13 protein-coding genes are annotated in these 19,373 nt (G+C 35.6%); all 13 read left to right on the top strand.

Annotation, left to right across the window (positions count from 1 at the left end):
* Nucleotides 1-30: 30 nt before the first annotated feature.
* The 13 genes from argR to E4K68_RS00685 all read left to right on the top strand — a co-directional run bounded on the left by argR (nt 31) and on the right by E4K68_RS00685 (nt 18,792).
* The gene (gene argR / locus E4K68_RS00625) at nt 31-483 is read left to right on the top strand and encodes an arginine repressor (protein ID WP_135376822.1); all 453 of its coding nucleotides are present in this window, start codon (nt 31-33) and stop codon (nt 481-483) included.
* Between the two features lie 12 nt (nt 484-495).
* Complete coding sequence (gene recN, locus E4K68_RS00630; RefSeq protein WP_135376823.1) at nt 496-2,166, top strand: DNA repair protein RecN; 1,671 nt, start codon at nt 496-498, stop codon at nt 2,164-2,166.
* A 312-nt stretch (nt 2,167-2,478) separates the two neighbouring features.
* On the top strand, nt 2,479-3,774 hold the full coding sequence (gene spoIVB, locus E4K68_RS00635) for a SpoIVB peptidase (protein ID WP_243450230.1): 1,296 nt from the start codon (nt 2,479-2,481) through the stop codon (nt 3,772-3,774).
* Between the two features lie 214 nt (nt 3,775-3,988).
* The gene (spo0A, locus tag E4K68_RS00640) at nt 3,989-4,900 is read left to right on the top strand and encodes a sporulation transcription factor Spo0A (RefSeq protein WP_135376825.1); all 912 of its coding nucleotides are present in this window, start codon (nt 3,989-3,991) and stop codon (nt 4,898-4,900) included.
* 192 nt (nt 4,901-5,092) lie between these two features.
* Nucleotides 5,093-6,046, top strand: a complete 954-nt coding sequence (locus E4K68_RS00645; protein ID WP_243450197.1) for a tyrosine-type recombinase/integrase — start codon at nt 5,093-5,095, stop codon at nt 6,044-6,046.
* Between the two features lie 620 nt (nt 6,047-6,666).
* Nucleotides 6,667-7,236: a hypothetical protein gene (locus E4K68_RS00650; protein ID WP_135376827.1), complete on the top strand. Its 570-nt coding sequence runs from the start codon at nt 6,667-6,669 to the stop codon at nt 7,234-7,236.
* A 423-nt stretch (nt 7,237-7,659) separates the two neighbouring features.
* Nucleotides 7,660-8,508 carry a hypothetical protein gene (locus E4K68_RS00655; protein WP_135376828.1) on the top strand — a complete coding sequence of 283 codons (849 nt, stop codon included), beginning with the start codon at nt 7,660-7,662 and terminating at the stop codon, nt 8,506-8,508.
* Between the two features lie 1,490 nt (nt 8,509-9,998).
* Nucleotides 9,999-12,614, top strand: a complete 2,616-nt coding sequence (locus E4K68_RS00660) for a hypothetical protein (RefSeq protein WP_135376829.1) — start codon at nt 9,999-10,001, stop codon at nt 12,612-12,614.
* Nucleotides 12,569-12,916, top strand: coding sequence for a hypothetical protein (locus tag E4K68_RS00665; RefSeq protein WP_135376830.1), 348 nt, complete (start codon nt 12,569-12,571; stop codon nt 12,914-12,916). The genes E4K68_RS00660 and E4K68_RS00665 overlap by 46 nt, the downstream gene beginning before the upstream one ends.
* Nucleotides 12,917-13,839: 923 nt before the next feature.
* Nucleotides 13,840-14,943, top strand: a complete 1,104-nt coding sequence (locus tag E4K68_RS00670) for a hypothetical protein (RefSeq protein WP_135376831.1) — start codon at nt 13,840-13,842, stop codon at nt 14,941-14,943.
* 1,219 nt (nt 14,944-16,162) lie between these two features.
* A complete protein-coding gene (locus E4K68_RS21575) occupies nt 16,163-16,342 on the top strand; it encodes a recombinase family protein (RefSeq protein ID WP_348982826.1) in 180 nt (59 codons plus the stop codon).
* A gap of 481 nt (nt 16,343-16,823) precedes the next feature.
* Nucleotides 16,824-18,032 (top strand): three-Cys-motif partner protein TcmP, encoded by a 1,209-nt coding sequence (tcmP, locus tag E4K68_RS00680; RefSeq protein ID WP_158291338.1) that lies wholly within the window; start codon nt 16,824-16,826, stop codon nt 18,030-18,032.
* Nucleotides 18,019-18,792, top strand: coding sequence for a radical SAM protein (locus E4K68_RS00685; RefSeq protein WP_135376833.1), 774 nt, complete (start codon nt 18,019-18,021; stop codon nt 18,790-18,792). The genes tcmP and E4K68_RS00685 overlap by 14 nt, the downstream gene beginning before the upstream one ends.
* Nucleotides 18,793-19,373: the final 581 nt, after the last annotated feature.

Genomic DNA, 19,373 nt, shown 5'->3' on the forward strand with positions numbered 1-19,373 from the left:
TGTGATTGAAAGAACATTGGAGGCTTGTGTATGAAAGCCCGTCGCCAGATGAAGATACAAGAAATTATCACGAAGCAGACCATCCGTACTCAGGAAGAACTTGCCGATCGATTGCATATAGCGGGCTTTGATGTCACTCAGGCAACGGTCTCACGAGATATTAAGGAAATGGGACTCATTAAAGTCCCGAGTTCTGATGACGAATATCGGTATGCTGTACCGAGCGAGGTCCATCCGACAAACTTGCAGGATCGTCTTAAACGATTACTACGCGAAACTGTGGTTTCGATTAATGACACAGAAAGTCTTGTCGTTATTCGAACGATCCCAGGAAACGCACATGCATTAGCGGCAGTCATGGATAATAGTCATTGGGAAGAGGTGATAGGCACAATAGCTGGAGATGACACGATTCTGCTGATTATTAAGCCGAAAGAGGCAGTTCCTACGGTCTTAGAACGGATTACCACCTTGCTTGGATAGGAGGTTGAAATTATGCTTGCGGAGATGCACGTGGAGAATTTCGGGTTGATGGAAGCAGTTCGTTTGAATTTTGGCCGTGGGTTGACGGTGTTTACAGGAGAAACCGGAGCCGGAAAATCAATGCTGATCGATGCTTTAGGGGTTCTATTAGGTGGACGAGCTAGCGTAGATCTGATCCGGCACGGGGAGGTTCGGGCCAGGATTGAAGGGGTTTTTGAAAACCTTGTACCAGAGTACTTATTAAGGCTTGAAGAGGCTGGTTACCCCGTCGAAGAGGGTCAATTGTTCCTCTCTCGCGAAATGAATTCCTCAGGAAAAAACATTTGCCGTGTTCAAGGTCGTACGATTCCGTTAACCCTATATCGCTCACTTTGCGTAGGGCTGGTGGATATTCACGGGCAAATAGAACATCTGTCTCTCTTTCGCTCTGAGACTCACAGAGACCTTCTGGATGCTTTGGGGGGGCTTCAGGACGATGTTGCCTTAGTGAATAAAGCCTCTAAAGCTTATCATGCGATCCTTCGTAAAGAACGGGAGCTGTCCCTTTCAGAAGAGGAACGCCAAAAACGCGAGGAAATTCTGCGGTATCAAATCGAGGAAATCGATCAGGTTAATCCGCTTCCAGGTGAAGAAGAAGAACTTACTCAAGAGAAGAAACGCTTAAGTAATGCGGAACGAATTACTAGTTTGGTTTCTGATGCCTATGTTGCCCTTTATGAGGGGTCAGCGGGCAAACTAGCGGCGTTTGACCTTTTGGGTCAAACGCGTAAATCCCTTCAAGAGCTGGCGCGGTTAGATGAGGCATTTGAAGGTTTCGAGCAAATCGAGTCCATCTATTATGCAACCGAGGATTTGGCGGATCAAGTCAGGTCATACCGTGATAATTCTGAGTTTGAACCGGGAAGACTAGACCAGATCGAGGCTCGGCTTATACAGTTAAATAGACTCCGGAAATATGGTGCGATTCTCGAAGAAGTTTTGGAAAAACGTGCGACAATGTTTGAAGAGCTAGATCAGATCACCCATGTGCAGGAGCAATTTGAAACGATCAATAAAGAAAAGATGATGACACGTCAAACCTATGAAATGGTTGCGAAGTTGCTTAGTCAAAAACGTCTCGATTTCGCAGAACGAATCGAAAAAGGTCTTAACTTAGAACTTGCGGATTTAGGCTTGGATAGAAGTCGGTTTGAGGTTCGATTTACACCGAACGAAGAGCCAGCGGGTGGTGGTGCTGAGATGGTAGAGTTTTATTTCTCAGCCAATCTCGGAGAACCCCCTAAACCTCTGGCGAAAGTTGCATCTGGTGGAGAGATGTCTCGTTTAATGTTGGCATTAAAAAGTTTACTGGCCAAAGTGGAGTCAGTTGGAACGTTTGTCTTTGATGAAGTTGATAGTGGAGTCGGAGGTAGGACTATCCATAAGGTGGGTGAAAAGCTGGCGAAAATTGCCCAGAACAAACAGGTTTTTTGTATCACTCATGCTGCTCAAGTGGCCGCATTTGCAGATGTTCATTATGGCATACTAAAAGAAGTAAACGGCGAAAGGACACGGACACGAGTAGATCCGTTGTCAGAGTCTGACCGTATTGAGGAGCTTGCCCGGATGCTGGGAGGCGGAGAAGATGAAATTGCGCGTAAACACGCCCATGAGCTATGGCAACGGTCTGGGCACAATAGATAGATTGGGTCATGTTTAATTTAAAACGAAAATACCTACCTTAAAACTTGGCAATTGTTATAATTTGTGAATTCGATAGTTTTCCATATTCGTTCAATTGGATTTTCTCCTGTCTGTGCTTGGCTTAGACTGCAAAACATAAATATGCAGTCTTTTTCTTTTGCCTAATATGACAATGTTTTAGAAAATATGGTACGGTTTTTACAGGATGAAACACAAAGGATTTGGTTAATTTAAGATCAGAATTCACTTAAACTTATAATGAATAACGCTTTAAAAAAAGAGGAAAAAGGAAGAAAAAATGGGGAGAACAGAGTGGAGGATGATAAGAGAGTGAAAAAAAATAAAAGTTACTTTTTGATTTTTTTTATCAGTCTCTTGTTCTGCACCTTCCTATGTGCGAGTCCCGATTTTAAACGTTTGGTAGAATTCCCTGAACAATATTTAGCTCAAGACAATCAAGAAGAACCTCAATTTAATGGAATCTGGTCTAAAATCATAACGGTAGAAAAAGTGCCTATAAATCAAATTGTTTCAGTTTCATCGGGGATGTCTTCATCTAAAGGATCAGAAAAATTAGAAGTAGCTTATAAGCTATTTGGAATTTTTCCTCTAAGGTCAGGTGAGGTAGAAGTAATGACTCCCATGAAATTAATACCGGGAGGACAGTCTATTGGGGTTACTTTGCAAACCAAGGGTGTTATGGTAGTCGGACAAGCCCCTGTTGTTGACAAAAGTGGCAAAAAGACATTTCCTGCTAAGGAAGCTGGAATTGAGGTCGGAGACATTCTCTTGAAAATTGATAACCAAGAAGTACGAACAGATCAAGATGTTTCCAATGCGGTTCATATAGCAGGTGAACAAAAAGGAAAAACAAATGTGCTATTCAAGCATCAGGATCAGATCATAGAAAAAATAATAAAACCTATTTTTTGTGTGGAAACAGGTAGATATCGCATGGGCTTATTTGTTAGAGATGAGGCAGCAGGCGTCGGAACTCTTTCTTTTTTAGATCCAGTTTCTAAGCAGTATGGCGCGCTTGGACACGTGATCACTGATGCGGATACAAACCAGAAGATTGAAGTATCAAATGGAAAAGTCATGGCTTCCACGATCTATGCTATTGAAAAGGGTAAACGTGGGCATCCTGGAGAAAAAATCGGATCTTTTGTCTCGAATTCAATGTTTAATGGAACCATTGAAAAAAATACCCTGACTGGTATCTTTGGTACAATGAGCGGACAAATCACAAATCCTTACTTTAAAGAGGCAATTCCCGTTGGTTGGGAAGCAGATGTAAAAGTCGGTCCTGCAAAGATTTATACCGTGATTCAAGGTGAAAAGATAGAGGAGTTTGATATTAATATCGATCGAATCATGCATAATCGTACAGACAGTAAAAATATGATTGTGCGGGTGACTGATCCTAGACTATTAGAAGCTACGGGTGGAATCATCCAAGGAATGAGCGGAAGTCCTATTATTCAAGATGGGAAAATTATAGGTGCTGTCACCCATGTTTTTGTAAATGACAGTCAGCGTGGATACGGTGTATTCATCCAAAATATGATTAATGACGCCAATCATTTCGAAAAAAGACAAGCAGCTTAAACATTAAAAAATAATCAAGGAATGAGAGCAGCCTATGAAAAGGGGCTGCTCTTTCTTAATGTTGAGATGAAATTAACCACTACATTAAAAAGTTTATTTGAAATTACTAATTTTTTATATAAACTAGTTTTTATATTCTATAAAAGAAGGATAATTAAGAACAATTGTCGAAAATATAATTTCTGAATGTCTGTAATGAGGAGGATCCTGGGAAATGCAAAGGCCTATACGAGTCTTATTGGCAGATGACAACCGGGAATTTGTCGAGATAGTTAAGGAATTTATTGAACGACAAGAAGATATGAACCTTGTAGGGGTGGCATATCATGGAAATGAGGCTCTGGAATTAATTTCTCGGGAAGAACCTCATGTTGTGCTCTTGGATATTATTATGCCCCATCTTGATGGTTTGGGTGTACTTGAAAAGCTCCAAGACGTAGCTCATAGACCTAAGATTATTATTTTAACCGCGTTCGGACAGGAATCAATGACACAACGGGCTGTAAACCTGGGAGCTAATTATTACATCTTAAAACCCTTCGATTTGGATACGTTAGGTAAACGAATACGCCAATTGCAAGACCATTTTTCGGATACATCAAATATGTTGCCACTTGGAAATGGTATGAGTAACGGAAAAACGATGCAAAGCCCGCAGAACGTACAGACTATGCACAACGCTCAGAACGAGCAGAATGCGCAAACTATGCAGAGCGCTTTGAATATGTCAAATACATCAGACCCAATCTCTAATGGAATCTTGCCGCCAACAACTAAAAATCTTGAAGTTGAGGTCACTCGAATGATCCATCAAATGGGAGTGCCGGCACATGTTAAAGGGTATCAATATTTGAGGGACGCAATTGTCAGCGTGGTGCTGAATGTATCACTCCTCGGAGCAGTAACCAAAGAACTTTATCCTATGATTGCTGTTAAATACCAAACTACTCCAAGTCGTGTTGAACGTGCAATACGTCATGCTATTGAATTGGCTTGGGATCGTGGCAACGTGGAGTTCATGAATCGTTTTTTTGGTTATACGATTAATGTCGATCGTGGTAAGCCTACAAATTCTGAATTTGTGGCTATGGTGGCTGATAAACTACGCATGTCAATGATGTATTAAGAATGTAGTTGTACCAAGGGATACAGGGTTTTAAAAACGGAAAGCATTGCAATAAACTAATTTAAATCGTTATAAATAACCATCTTATAGCGATAAACTAGTTATTTTCATTGTTATAAACTTTCTGTCTGCAAACATCTCTATGTTGGAAAACTTGGAGGTGTTTTTGTTGTGAAATTATCCCAATTTGATATGAGTATAGAAGAATTTATGCTTTATTGTTCCAGTAAAAATCTTTCTAGAAAGACTATAATGGCATACGAACAGACACTAAAATTATTTTCAGACTACATGAGAAAAGAATTTGATATCCTAAAGGTCGATGATGTTACTAAGGGTCATATCCGACAGTATGTCAAATTTGTACAAGAGCGAGGAAAGTATAATAGTGTACGGGTAGATGATACGGCTAAAAACAACCTCCATGCACGTACTGATTATGGAAAACCTATCAGTTCTAATACTATTAATAATTATGTTAGAAATATCAAGGTGTTCTTTAATTGGCTATCAGATGAAGATGAAATAACCAAAAATCCAGTTGATAAAATTAAATTGCTCAAAGGATCCGAACGATTGAAACCACTTCTTAGTGAAAGCGAAATTAAATCTATTCTAAATTCCTTCGATAAAAGTAAATTTGATGGATACCGAAACTATCTTATGACGGTATTAATATTTGATACAGGTTGCAGAATTACAGAGTGCTTAAACATAGAAGTGAAAGATGTGGACTTATCCAATAAAGCAATCATACTGAGATACACTAAAAACAAAAAAGAACGACTTATTTTCTTTTCCACAAAGATGAGAAAAGAATTGCAACGATGGATTCAATATAAGGATAGGTATTTCTCGAATGAGTTGCTATTTCCTTCCAATAGGGGGAACATCATGCTTCCAGGGACTTATGAAACTGCCTTACGTAGAATTGGTCAAAAAAATAACATTGAGTTGTTTCCTCACAGGATTAGAGCAAACTTCGCTCAATACTATTTGCTTAATGGTGGTGATCTCTATTCTTTAAGTCGTATTATGGGTCATTCATCCTTAGAGGTAACAAAGGTTTACTTGCAATTAGATAATGAGAGTGTGAGAAAGCAATATCAAAAATTTAGTCCACTAAATGGCATTAACATAGATTAAAGAAGATAACTCGCCCGTTAAGATTGAACGCCTTAAAACGTACTCTGTGTGCGTCTGAAAACGATTCTTTTTATTATTAATAGTATAATAGAGCCTTAATCAAGACCAAGTGTCATCGCTTATCTGCAGATCCAAAAATAATGCCTTCACAGCGTCTATAATGACATTGTGAAGGCATTTCTTTCATAAAGAACCCTTTGCAAGAACAGAGAACTTAGGAATCAGTCGTTATGATGCCCTTTCAAAATAAAGGATGGGGAGAGCTTAACGCTCTCCTTCTTCTGTTTCTACTAGGTCGCTAACTTAGGTCGTTCTTTGTTCGGTCATTGCGTAATTACTTTAATTCGTTAAATCGTGCGTTAATTTGAACGCTAACTAAGCAGTAGATGGCACTCTCTAACGTCCGATTGAATGAGCTATAAACCGCTTGAGAGTACGATGGACAAAAAGGTTAATCGATTTTAAATAAAGCGAAGAGAACCGTTCAAAAGATTCGTTTTTAAGACAGAGGTAATTTTGGAATTCTGTCGAATTGGTTATTGCTGATAAAGCTGATAGAAAATGAGTTCTTAACGGATGATTCTAACCGTTTTGAGCTAATGTTTAAGAAGGAGAAGATTATGAAAAAATACTTTTGGCTAATTATTATCGGAATAATTATTATGATTATATTCCCCATCTTCACAAACGGATTATTGGTAATGAAGGTTCCTATTCAAGTAGCTTCAGACAATGATTGGATTGGTTTTTTTGCCTGTTATTATGGAGCGATATTTGGTGGAATCATCGGTGGACTGTTTACATTTTTAGGAGTTAGAATTACTCTTAAAAAACAAGAGTCATCAGAAAATGAAGAACGTAGCAATCACCAAAAAATGTTATATACACAGCTCGTTTTTACTTATGAAATGTTTAGTGCATGTGGTAATTTAGAACCTGAAGTAAGGATAGAATCAGACTTCGTTATTTATGACCATGATTGGAATATGCATTTAATTTTTGTTAAAAACCTGACGAAAGACGAATTTAGATGGGTGGTTAATTGGTTTTATGCAATGGGCAATATCGAAAACGCAGTTCGTAGAAATGGATCCGTTACAGCTCGATGGGTGAGTCAGGTTTTTTTGAATGATAGATTGCCTGAAATAGAAAAGGTAATTGAGAAGTTAAAGTTAGAACTCGAGAAATAGCCTGTATAATAAGTTTGTGTTTTTTATAATTATTGTGATTATTTTATAGAAATCACGTAGCATTTTTGTGCAATCTATTATATAGGAAGGATAGATGAACTTATAATTGTGAAATCCGTGACCTCAATAAGAACAAAGTAGACACATTCGGAAATTAGTTTCATAGAGAAAAAAGAATTAATCCATTGAAGAATATGGTCGATATTTATATTGCTATATGATCTAAATACCAAAAAAAGTTGTTCAATCAAATGAGAATGAAACAACTTTTTTGGTATTTAATTTAATGACTGAAGATGTGCAAATTGTATCAAATGGTGTACCATGTGATATGAATATTGAAAACGTACCCTCTAAACAGTGGGTTAAGAACCTAAAAATTACAATTTACTATATTTACCAAAGGTTTCTGGGGGTTTAGCATTGAATTGGCAATATATGTCCATAGAAAAGGTGTTTCTTGTCATGAACACTCTTATGAGAATAAAGGAGTTGTTAGAGAAAATGAGAAACCTATTGACCATAATTGAAGTTCTATTAGTCTTAAGTTCTATAGTCGGTTTTTTAGCCTGTCTAACTTTGTCAATTGTTTCGGCAATTACAAAGAATGGAAAAGCAAAGAAGTGGGTGATAGGCGTTACTATTTGTTTCGCAGGTTTCATTTTCGCCCTTACAATTCCAAGTAGATACAGTCCGTTATATTTATTTATTTTAATAAGTTACATATTTTTTATTTTACGATACAACGGAATTATCTCCCAAAGGGACTATCACAAATATTTGAATGCCTTATGGCTAAAAGAGTTCATTAGAAAGATTATGTTAAATACGGTTAAATTTACCGCGAAATTTTTCTCTTCAATAATATCTGTTATTTCAGCTTTATTATCTGCTCATAATCGGATTCAACAAGCAATTGAAACTGATGAAAAACAACAACTACAAAAAATACTTATGGGAAATGAAAAGCAAATAGTATCATTATTTTCAAATAAAAAGGCAAATAAACTTCTAAGTAAAGAAGTGAAATTGGAAGTTGAGTGCAATTGTCAGGTATGTAACCATTTCTGGTGCTATGGACAAAAGGAAGTAAATGATACATTAAAAGCCACTAAAGTTAAGGGAATTAAATCATTAGGGACGTTAGTAGGTAATTACGGACAGGTATTGGCATTAAATTCTGTAACCAAAGATATTAGGGCTTACCAATACTTCGATAAATGTCCTGCATGTGGTTCGATAAGAATTGAAAAGGGAGTAGTGGAATTGTAGAAACTTGATGACATATTCTCATCATCGGTTGACCGTCGATACTAGTCCCTAATCACCTATGTTTTTGTACCTTTTTGACCCTCATAAATACCTATATCCTCCATGTATTCGTCGATTCCATAACGCCCCTCTATTACAAGATGTGTTCTAATCTTATATAACGTCATTATTTGAATTGAAATCGTCTAATATGAATGAATATCAACTTTCTGTTCTTTACCTCATTAAAATTATCATTTCATGACGTTAAAACGATGCTCTAAGTCTTTGAATATTTGAAGGGGTAAGATTATACCACCTTGATCAATTAAATGGCTTAGAGCATCGATATTGTTAATTTTCTTCATTAATCTGTTGTTCTCAAGTGCCATGATTATCTCATTTATTATGTTTGGCAAAAAAGATATTTCCACGCCTTGGATTGTTTTAGGTTAATCTTAAAGCAGGTTAAAACAATAAAAGGCTAAACAAGCATAGAATCACGATTTTGTAGTACAACCTCTAGTTATAAAGCTAGGGGTTACTTTTTTGATTGTGCAGAGGTGGTAAGGACAAAATAGTCCAGAAGTGTTTTCAAGGAAATCAAGACCATTTGTCTTTGCTGATCCTATTGATCCAAAATAAAGCCTTCACAGCGTCTATAAGACATTGTGAAGGTTTTTGCTTCCATAAGGTACTTCTTGCTAGTAAGAGCTAAAGGAATCAGTCTTAAGATGTTGAAACTTATATGTCCTTGATCCACTTTGAACTTGCCTTGGTTGATCTTTAAGTAAGGCAATAATACTGATAATAAGCCATAGAATAAGTATTTTGTATTACAACCATAGCTAGGGGTTGTTTATGCTTGTGCTGAAATAGTTAAGAACAAGAATATATCCGAGGTTGCTTCCATCTGCATAATTCTTTACTAAAAGGAGATATAACTATTTTCGTAATTTGCGAAATGCAGAAATAAAAGTAATAAGTGTTTGACATATAAAAATAAAAGTGGTATAATCTTAAGTTACCTATTGACATTGGCCTAACATTGTGATATAATACACAAAAGGGTAAATCGAAAGGGGTTGCATTAAAAATAATAAATTAACTGGGAAAACTCAAAGTCGGAAGTAATGAAAGAGTACCAGTGGTGACTCTTTTTTTATTTATCTGATACTATTTAAAGGAGGTGAACCAAATGGAAATTTAAAAAGATAACCACAAAAATTGAAAAAATGGTTAAAGAAAATGTTAATGAAGGGTGGAAAGTATTATAAGTAATCTCAACTATTAATGAGGATATCTTTACAATTATAGAGAACGAACTAAATGAAAGTATTCCTTGCAATGAGGAACGGGCTAGTACGTTTTTTGGATCTTGATCTAAGTTAGAGTATTTCACACTTTATTCACGATTAGTTTAAAAAAATTTTAATAGAGGTATGGAACGGAAACCGTGAAGGGATAAAAAAGCAACCCCCTTGCCTCCTAATCAATTTTAGGAGGGTAATATGTCAATATTAAGATTAGTAATTCCTATGGAATCTAAATGTCATCGTAGGAAACCCAGTAATAACGAAATCCCTGAAATAAGTAACTCGCTCACTTGTGAGACTGTTGAAGGGACTGTAAAAGGCTTAGCACTTTTAATGGTGCAACCTTATGGATACAGTTGGACTCCTGTTACGTTTAAAGGTAATACAAGAAATAATAAAGGATTTCTTAAACAACAATTATTTGCTCTAGACTTTGATAATGGGATTACCCTTAAGGAAACAATTGAACGATGTAAACAAAATAATATTAATCCTGCGTTTGCATATACTACTTTTTCGTCTATAAAAAATAATAAATTTCGAGTGGTCTTTGTGCTAGAACATGAAGTTACGGATGTACGAGTTAGAAATCTAATACAGTTAGCCTTGATGAAAATATTTCCTGAATGTGATAACGCGTGTAAAGACCCTAGTCGTTTGTTTTTTGGTGGTAAAGAACTAATATATTGTGACTATGATGCTACCATTAGCATTCCAGAACTAATTGACAATATGGTTATCTATATTAATTCTCAGGATAAAAACAATAATTCTTCAAGGACAATAACAAATTTTTGCAAGAGCGTGGGAGTAAATATGGTCAACGGTCTTCCAGATATTAAATATCTAGAAGACGATGATGTTTATTCGGATAATGACGTAATTAACGCAAGTCCTATAATTTACTATAGGACATGCGGTAATAACGTCAAAAAGGTATATCACATAATCTTCAGTAAAGAGACAATTACCTCGCCCGAAAAGAAGAATTTTAATGTAACAAACATTAGAGTTCCACGGACGAAGGTTACTAGAAATTATAATTGGAATGAACTAGAAGATAATTGCAAGTTGTTTAAGGAATACATGGATGGGAGTTATTGGGCTTATCATCCAGAATTATTCGGTATGGCAACAAATCTATTAGCGATTGAGTGTGGCAGAGAAAAACTTAGTGAAGGATTAGCTAAAAATAAGGAATATGATATTAATAAATGGAACGCTACCTTCACCTATATAAATAAAAGAAATTACGCTCCCCAACGATGTGCCAATTTCTGCCCTTTTAAAGATGAATGCGAACATGGAATTAACATGGTTTTGCAGGGGAAAATCCCAAGAGGGCAAATAAATGTCTATGAACAAGCAGATTTAATATCTCTTAAAGATGCCGAAACAAAGTTGTTTGAGATTTATAAAGAGATTCAAGACAAGGGGGAAGTAGGCAAAATATATTGCCTTAAAGCTTCAACGGGTATCGGCAAAACAGAGTTGTATTTGGATGCAAAAGACACAACTATTGCCCAGCCAACACACAAACTCAAAGCTGAGGTTAGTAAACGGTGTTTAGAAGTTGGAAATGATGTTGCCGTTACACCAGAATTGCCAAAAACAATCCCAGCTAGGGACAAGAAGATAATCGACCATTATTATAGTATTGGTGCATATACTGAAGCTACCCTCTATATTACTAAATTAGCAGAAAAGTATCCCGAACTCGGGCAGTACTTAATAGAAATGGAGGAAGCATTAAAAGCTGTCGGGACATTGCTTACAACCCATCAGAAATTAATGTTCCTTCCTCCAGTTAGTTATAACGAAACTGTTATTATAGACGAGGATATTTTTCGCACTATATTTCCTATTAACTCCGTGGACATGGCAGATTTAAAATCACTGGAAAAAGAAATATTCTTAGAAGATGACACACAGGAGATAATTGATAATTTATTGAAATTAGTTGGTCAAGGAAAAACAAATATTGTCTATGAAATGCCAAACAACCTGCTTAAAGGAAATACTAAGGTTTATAAATCAGTAATCACCAATTCTAAAATAAACACTAATATACTTGGCTTTTTTGGCTGTACTCATTTTATTAAATATTTTACAGATGATAAAAAGGAAATAATAAAATTTGTTAGTAAACGGGAATTGCCTCTTAATAAAAAGATAATCATTATGAGTGCCACAATGAATGAGCAAATATGCAAATTAGCGTTTGGTGATCGAATGGTCTGGTACGATATTGGCGAAATTGAATTAAAGGGTAAGATTATTCAATATCCTCAAAAGAGTTTTAGTCGTACGCAAGTTAAAAGCAATGAGAAGTTATTGGATATGGCACGAGGGATTATCGGAGATATGTCGATTATCACTTACAAATCTTTAAAAGAAGAGCTTAGCCCTGTCGCTACCTATGGGTCAACGGAAGGTTTAGACGCGTTTAGTGGACGAGATATTGCTGTTGTGGGAACTCCGAATGTAAACCCAATTGCGTATCTACTATATGCTCATGTGCTAGGACTCAAAACAGACTCGAATGATTGGGAAATGACCTACACTAAGATTGAGCGTAATGGTTTCGAATATTACTTTTACACTTATGATGAGCCACTGCTTAGAGTGATTCAAATGTACCTGATAGAATCAGATTTACTTCAAGCGATTGGCAGAGCTAGGATTTTGAGAAATGATTGCACTGTCATTGTATTAAGTAATTTGCCAGTTCCTCAAGCTGAGTTTAAATATTTGACCAAAGAGGAATGGGAGATGGCATATTTAAAGGGAAAGAATCACTCGCAAAAATAAGAAAGGTTGTTGATAACGTGGATTTTAAAAGATATTTTGATTACACTACGGATATCAGATGTTCTATAGAAGGATGCGAAAGCACGGCAGATTTTGAGGTTATACTCTATGACCATTACCTAAAAGTCAATAAAATATTCGCTGAGCAGGATTTAACCTGTCCCTTTATGTGCAAAAAACACATGGACGAAAATGAGGTGAATGCCAAAGGGGATCGAGTTCCTAGAGGAAGAATTAACTACCCTTTTAGCAACCAACATTCTGCTCAAGGTTATACAAAATATTCGCCCCTAGTACAATAATCACAAAATGGCAACTGAAGTCACCGTATCATACTCGAAGAAAATGAAGAGTTAAATATTTGTAAATAAGACACCTGTAAAAGGGTGTCTTATTTTTGGCGAAGCATTAGAAATCGTTTGATCTAGGGGTAAGTGTCAATGCAGAATTCAATCCGCTGATATAAGGCTACTGACGTAAACACCGCAAGTCATATATATAATTATAGGTGTTGCGGTAATTACGTCAGAGTTATTAATTAATCGAAGAAAAAAGTCTTTAGTTGGGTTTCGCTTGAAGGTAACTAACTTTCCCTCAAAAATACTAAGAACACTCCAACTACCACAGACTTTATTTATATCTATGTAGTGATATCTAATTACGAGGAAATGGTATAAATTTGAAGAATAATAGAGTATTTTGGAGATAATTAGAATTTAATTCTGTTCAATGCCTGTAATTGAGCATAGGTTATTTGTTAGAAGAATGCTTGTACGGCAACTAAAAGCTAAATAAATAAAATTATACATATGTGAAGTATTTAACGTAAGTCTATACCCCTTGTTGCCCCTTAAAGGGTATCAGTTTATTAGATAATAATTATTTACCGTAACTTATAACATTAACTTTAACTTGTAAATGAACTCTGAGCAGGTTCAATTTCCCCAGAGTTCTTAAATATGTTTAAATAATGTTGTGTTTGATTCGTAAAACTATTCAATTGGTCATCTTCATCAGTTGGGACTCTACAATAAGCCACACACTTCAATATACCCACCTTAAAGCGTTGAAAACCAATCGAAAAGAGACTCGAATTGCAGTTTATATTGACATATTATTGAGGTATATATAGTATTTAGATTATTAGGTTAAATGTTACTATTAATAAATATTTAGCCATACTAGAGTTTTTGCTTCATCGAGCGAAATATAGGAGGAGCGTATATTGATTAATAAGAACCAAAGTCCTGATCAAAATGCTAAAGAAGCGGTTCTGAATCATTGCCGTACTTTGGAAATTAACCCATGGTTTATCGCTAAAATAAACAATCCGCCAGACTTACACTTCCTTTATGCTTCTTTTTATTTAGAGGGGATTAATATTTATCAATTCAGCAGTGGTCAGGTGACCCTTTCCCAATCCTATGATTGGGAAGACTTCACCGAAGCGACTGCAGATTTCTTCGCTCTAAATACAAAGTTAGTTCTCGATGGTGAACACAATCGTACCACTATATTAATGATGGACTCAGGAAAAAAATTGTTGCCCCATTTGCAATCATATACAAGTATTAACGTAACCGTCATTGATAGACCATGGTGGCGGAAGATTATAGGGTTTAGGTCTAATACTAAGTGGAAGATGGTTATTGCGACTGCGATATACCTTGTACTTGCTAGTAAAGTTGTTGGTGCCTATAATACTAGTAATGTGCTGACATCAAGTGCTACAAATACATCTTCTTACACCCAAAGCACACCTGTTACAGCACCTGCTACAGTAGATACAGAATACACATTAGTAAAAAAAGAATACCTCTCTAAAGGAACAAAACTATTCATCGAAGATCTTGATACTCCCAAACTTGTTTTAGCAGGTAGTGTTTTAGGGGTAAATCCGAATTATGTAGACACAAATGGTAATAAATATTTTGGAATATCATTTGAAGAATCGGACACAAAGAATAAATACTGGAAAGATGTCAATCAAATGATTAAAGCTAATATGTGGTATGTTAAGACATCTGAAATTAAGCAAGGTGAAGCTCAACAGTCTATCGAGAAAGAAACTCCTAAAGGTTACGAATGGAAACTAGCAAGAGGTTACCTATCCATAGGTGTTAAACTTTACTATGGCTCAGGTGAAAATAAAATGTATGTGGGACAGATACTTGACATGGAAGAGAAACACTACGACCCTAATATCGGAAAAACTTTCCGAGCTGTTAAACTTAAAATGTATGGTGGTTCTGTAGAATGGAAGGACAGAACTGCTATTCTTACTGGGGATTGGTACATAAGGAGTGACGACACCGCTTTACCTAAATAATAGTATAGCCTTGTTCCTCTCAAAATACCCGATACCTAATGCCTGTACCACTTGGTGCAGGTATTATTTTGCGGTTAGAAGGTGGTATTGTCTTAAATACTGATGGTTTTAGTATATAAGACAATACAATAAGACCAAAGTTAATTCCAATTCTTTAACCCAAGATTTAGGTTTGCATTTGTATGCTACATACAATATAAGTAGAGTTGATCTTGTTGATACAAATTAAACAATGACCCTTTGGTGTCCTAACAACCAGTTATGATTGCTAGTTGTTAGGACGCTAAGTCATATTTACCATACGAGATTCGCAATTATTATAATAATCTGAGGTGCGAAGTATATGGATATAATTAAATTCTTTCCAAACCTTAAATCTGAAGATAGAGACAGAGAATATAGAAGGTACTCAGAAGCTCCATAGCTTATTGCTAAAACGTTGTGAAATAATCCGCAATGTTTAAAATACAAAAAAGAGCCAGTAGTTGGTATGCTTTTTTCAAAGCGTTATCTCCTTTGCCCCAAAGAGGTCGTTAATCCCTACATGATGTAATATTCCCATTGAAAACCAATAGAAGGAAATTCGATACCAAATTACTTTGTTAGTCATAATGCACTTCATTACTTTAAGCTAGTCGTAGTTGGCTTGCTCTGCATGTATCTAATACATGTGGCAAAAAGAAATTTAAAGAACCAGTTGAGCGTGATAAGGGTGCTTCGGGCAACAAATTTAGCATTTAGTATTCTTTGCATTTATAACGTGGTTGCGTATTTTATCATGATCATGCATGACGGTTGTAGGATCTCTTCCACCAAAATAGTGCTTATCCTAGTCGGAAGGAAGGAACAACCAATATACAGCAATTAAATTAACGGTGGTTGGGGTTAGTTTATTGATATTATGAAGAATGAGTAAAGGTAGGGTTAGCCCCTACCTCTTTGATTTATAAAGAATTTACTTTTTCAATCATTTTAGCCTAATGTGACACAAGTGTATTATGTCACATTGGCTTTAAGGGCTGTATCCCTTGCAGGAGTAGGGAGTAGGGTTTGTTTTAGTTCTGTGACTAATGGACTGAGTATTCTAATTGAGAATAGTGGTTCATTTTCCACCACTGAAGGACATCTAAACGAGTAAATGTCTATAATAAAGGAATATTTTAATGAGTGAGCGAATGGCAGGGTCTATGGAAAAGGTATTGACAATACTGTTTTGGATATGCCATTACTGAATATTACATTGCATAAAGACCTTTTAGGAAACTTCATTAGTGATTTGATCTTACAAGTTCTTTCATACGTTGCACAGCAGGAACGAGATAACATCAGACAACGACAGGCTGAAGGGATAGCTGTATCAAAGGCTAAAGGTTTAAAAAACTTGGTAGACCTACTTTGAAAATTCCTAAAAACTTTGAAGAGACATATGTTAAATGGAAAAAAATCAAATAACAGCTGTTCAGGCTATGAGGGATATGAACTTAAAGAAGAGTATGTTTTATAAATTTGTTAAAGAATTTGAGAGTAGCAAGAAAACCTATAAGCGATGAACCTGATAAAGCACCCACAATAGAGAGTAACTTAAAGATACTACTTTCTAATGTGGGTGCTATAATCTACTCCTGTTCAAGTGTTATAAAAATTTGTATGGGTGGGGGTATCGGACAAATGTTGTAAAAATAAGAATCAAAGGATGGAGGGGCAACTGTACAATTACCATAGCAATCAGTTTGATATAATGAAGCAAATCTAAATGTATAATCGCTTGAAGGAATTGGTAGGTTTTTGTAGAAATATAATGAAATTGGAACTGAGAGGTCGTGTCCATTGCACTTTATTAGAGGTCATCTTAATATTGCACATTGGATGGAGGTATGAAAATGACTAAAAATAATGAAGATTTCTTTGATGAGAAAAAACCTTGGTCGGTTATTAAAGACGAACTTCTTGGATGCTATTTAAAACCATACTTTTCAAAAATACTAGCAACACAAAGACCAGTTTTTTATGTGGATGCCTTTGCGGGTAAGGGAATATTTCTCGATGGAAATCCTGGATCACCCCTTATTGCACTAGAAATTATTTCAAAAGTGCTATCAATAACAAATTTTAGAAAACCAATTATAAAATCATGCCTTATTGAATTAAATCATGCTAGTGATCTTCAGGAAAATGTCAACAAATACAAGGATGTCACCGTAATCGTTGGTAAATACGAGGAAAATATTGAACAGCAATTACAAGGGAAACAATCACAAAATGTTTTTTTATATATTGATCCTTATGGGGTAAAATCATTACACTTCTCGATTTTCAAAAAGCTACCAGTTAAAAGCCTTCATAGTATTGAAATGCTAATTAATTTTAATTCATTTGGTTTTATTAGAGAAGCATGTAGTGCTATGAACGTTAAGTTTGATATTGGGGATTTGGAAGATATTGTTGAGATTGATAATGTTATAAATAGTAGTAATAAGCCTATTGACGATCTGAGTGAGGTAGCGGGTGGAGATTATTGGAAAGAAATAATTGAAGGATACAAAAAAGGTATCTACGATGGATATGAGGCTGAAAAACGATTCTCAGATAAATATTGCGAAAAACTTAGAGAGCAGTTTAATTATGTACTTAATATGCCAATAAGGTTGAAAATGGGGCAAAGACCCAAATATCGCATGATTCACGCTACAAACCATGCACAGGGTTGTGTATTAATGAATGATAATATGTACAAACGGTGGGAGGCGTTACAGAATTTACAGAATCAAGGTCAGATCAGTATGTTGTTGCTTGAAGATGTAGAAAATCAATCCATAAACAAGACAGAAATGCAAAAAGAAATACTTGAATTAATGAAGTCACACAGAGAATATGTTGATCTTAATACCTTTCATGCGGAGTTCGTCAGCAAATATGGTGTTAGATTCTCTACTAGCGATATCTGCACAGAATTAGAAAAGTTATATAACGCTAACAAGTTAGAAGTAAAAAGACATCCAGAACTCACTAGTAAAGGAAAACCATCAAAGTTTTGGACAACAAGTAAAGATAAAACGGTGAAATTAAGGTGTAATAATGAAAAAAGTTAACAATTTTATTAGAAGAAAATCCTTACTATATAAAACTGGTGTAGAGTATGGCGACTACACAATAAACCACGTTCAGGGGTGTTCTCATGGTTGCAAATACCCTTGCTATGCGTTTCTAATGGCTAAACGGTTTGGGAAAGTAAAGTCATATGAGGAATGGATAGAACCATCTTTGGTAGAAAACGCTCTTGATTTATTAGAAAAGGAAATACCGAAATTTCAGAACAAAATTAACTCTGTGCATTTGTGTTTTACAACCGATCCTTTTATGAATGAATACGAAGAAATATCAAATATGAGTATTGAGATAATAAAAAGATTAAACTCCAGTGGAATTAAATGTAGTGCTTTAACAAAGGGGTTATTGCCTATTGAATTATCTGAATTATCTAAAGAAAACGAGTATGGAATCACACTTATTTCAATTGATGAATCGTTTAGGGAATCAATTGAACCTAATGCTACGACTTATCAAGAAAGAATAAATGCCTTGAAAGCATTACATGAAAAAGGGTGTAAGACTTGGGTCAGTATAGAACCCTACCCTACCCCAAATATCATTGAGCAAGATTTTATGGCAATTCTAGAAGCTATAAGTTTCGTAGATAAGATCATATTTGGGCGTACAAATTACAATTCGGAGGTAACGAAATATAAAGATGTGAAAGAGTATTACAATGATCTAAGTAAAAAAGTAATTGATTTTTGCACTCTTAGAGATACTGCGTTCCACATTAAAGATGGAACAATGAAAGGTTAATTGATTTGTTCCATTGTCATTTTATAACAGTTTATAAAAGATATACACTTAAAAGTTGTTGCTTAGGATTTGGCAATGAAACTGTATAGATATGACGTAACCACCGCAAGTCTTATAAGATTCTATAGGTGTTGCGGTAATTACCTTAAAACTATTGAACTATTGTATTGGTATTTTCTTTACCCCTTAAAGTCTAAAATTCCATATTGTCTAATGGACTAAATTTTTGAAATTCCTCTAGTTTATCATCTGATGACCAATATAAAATTTTTCAACTGTTTCTATAGTCCGATGTCCTAATTGTTCCCTGAGTGACGCTGTAGACCCTCCATTCTTGAGGTAATTAATGGCGTAGGTGTTGTCTAAAGGTATGAGGGCTAACTCTGATTCTAGGGTCAATATTGGCTTGCTTACCATATACCCTGAAACTATTATTAATGGTATTGTGTGCAAGTTTTCCAATGTCATGGTTCTGAAACAATATATCAAAGGGCTTAACGTCTGGAAGGCATAAACGGATGGATGAATCGTTGCATCCAGGTCTGATCTTCTTAGTCATTCCTATAAATAAAATCCATTCA

Origin of the sequence: Desulfosporosinus sp. Sb-LF, from assembly GCF_004766055.1 — a bacterium.
Classification (GTDB): domain Bacteria; phylum Bacillota; class Desulfitobacteriia; order Desulfitobacteriales; family Desulfitobacteriaceae; genus Desulfosporosinus.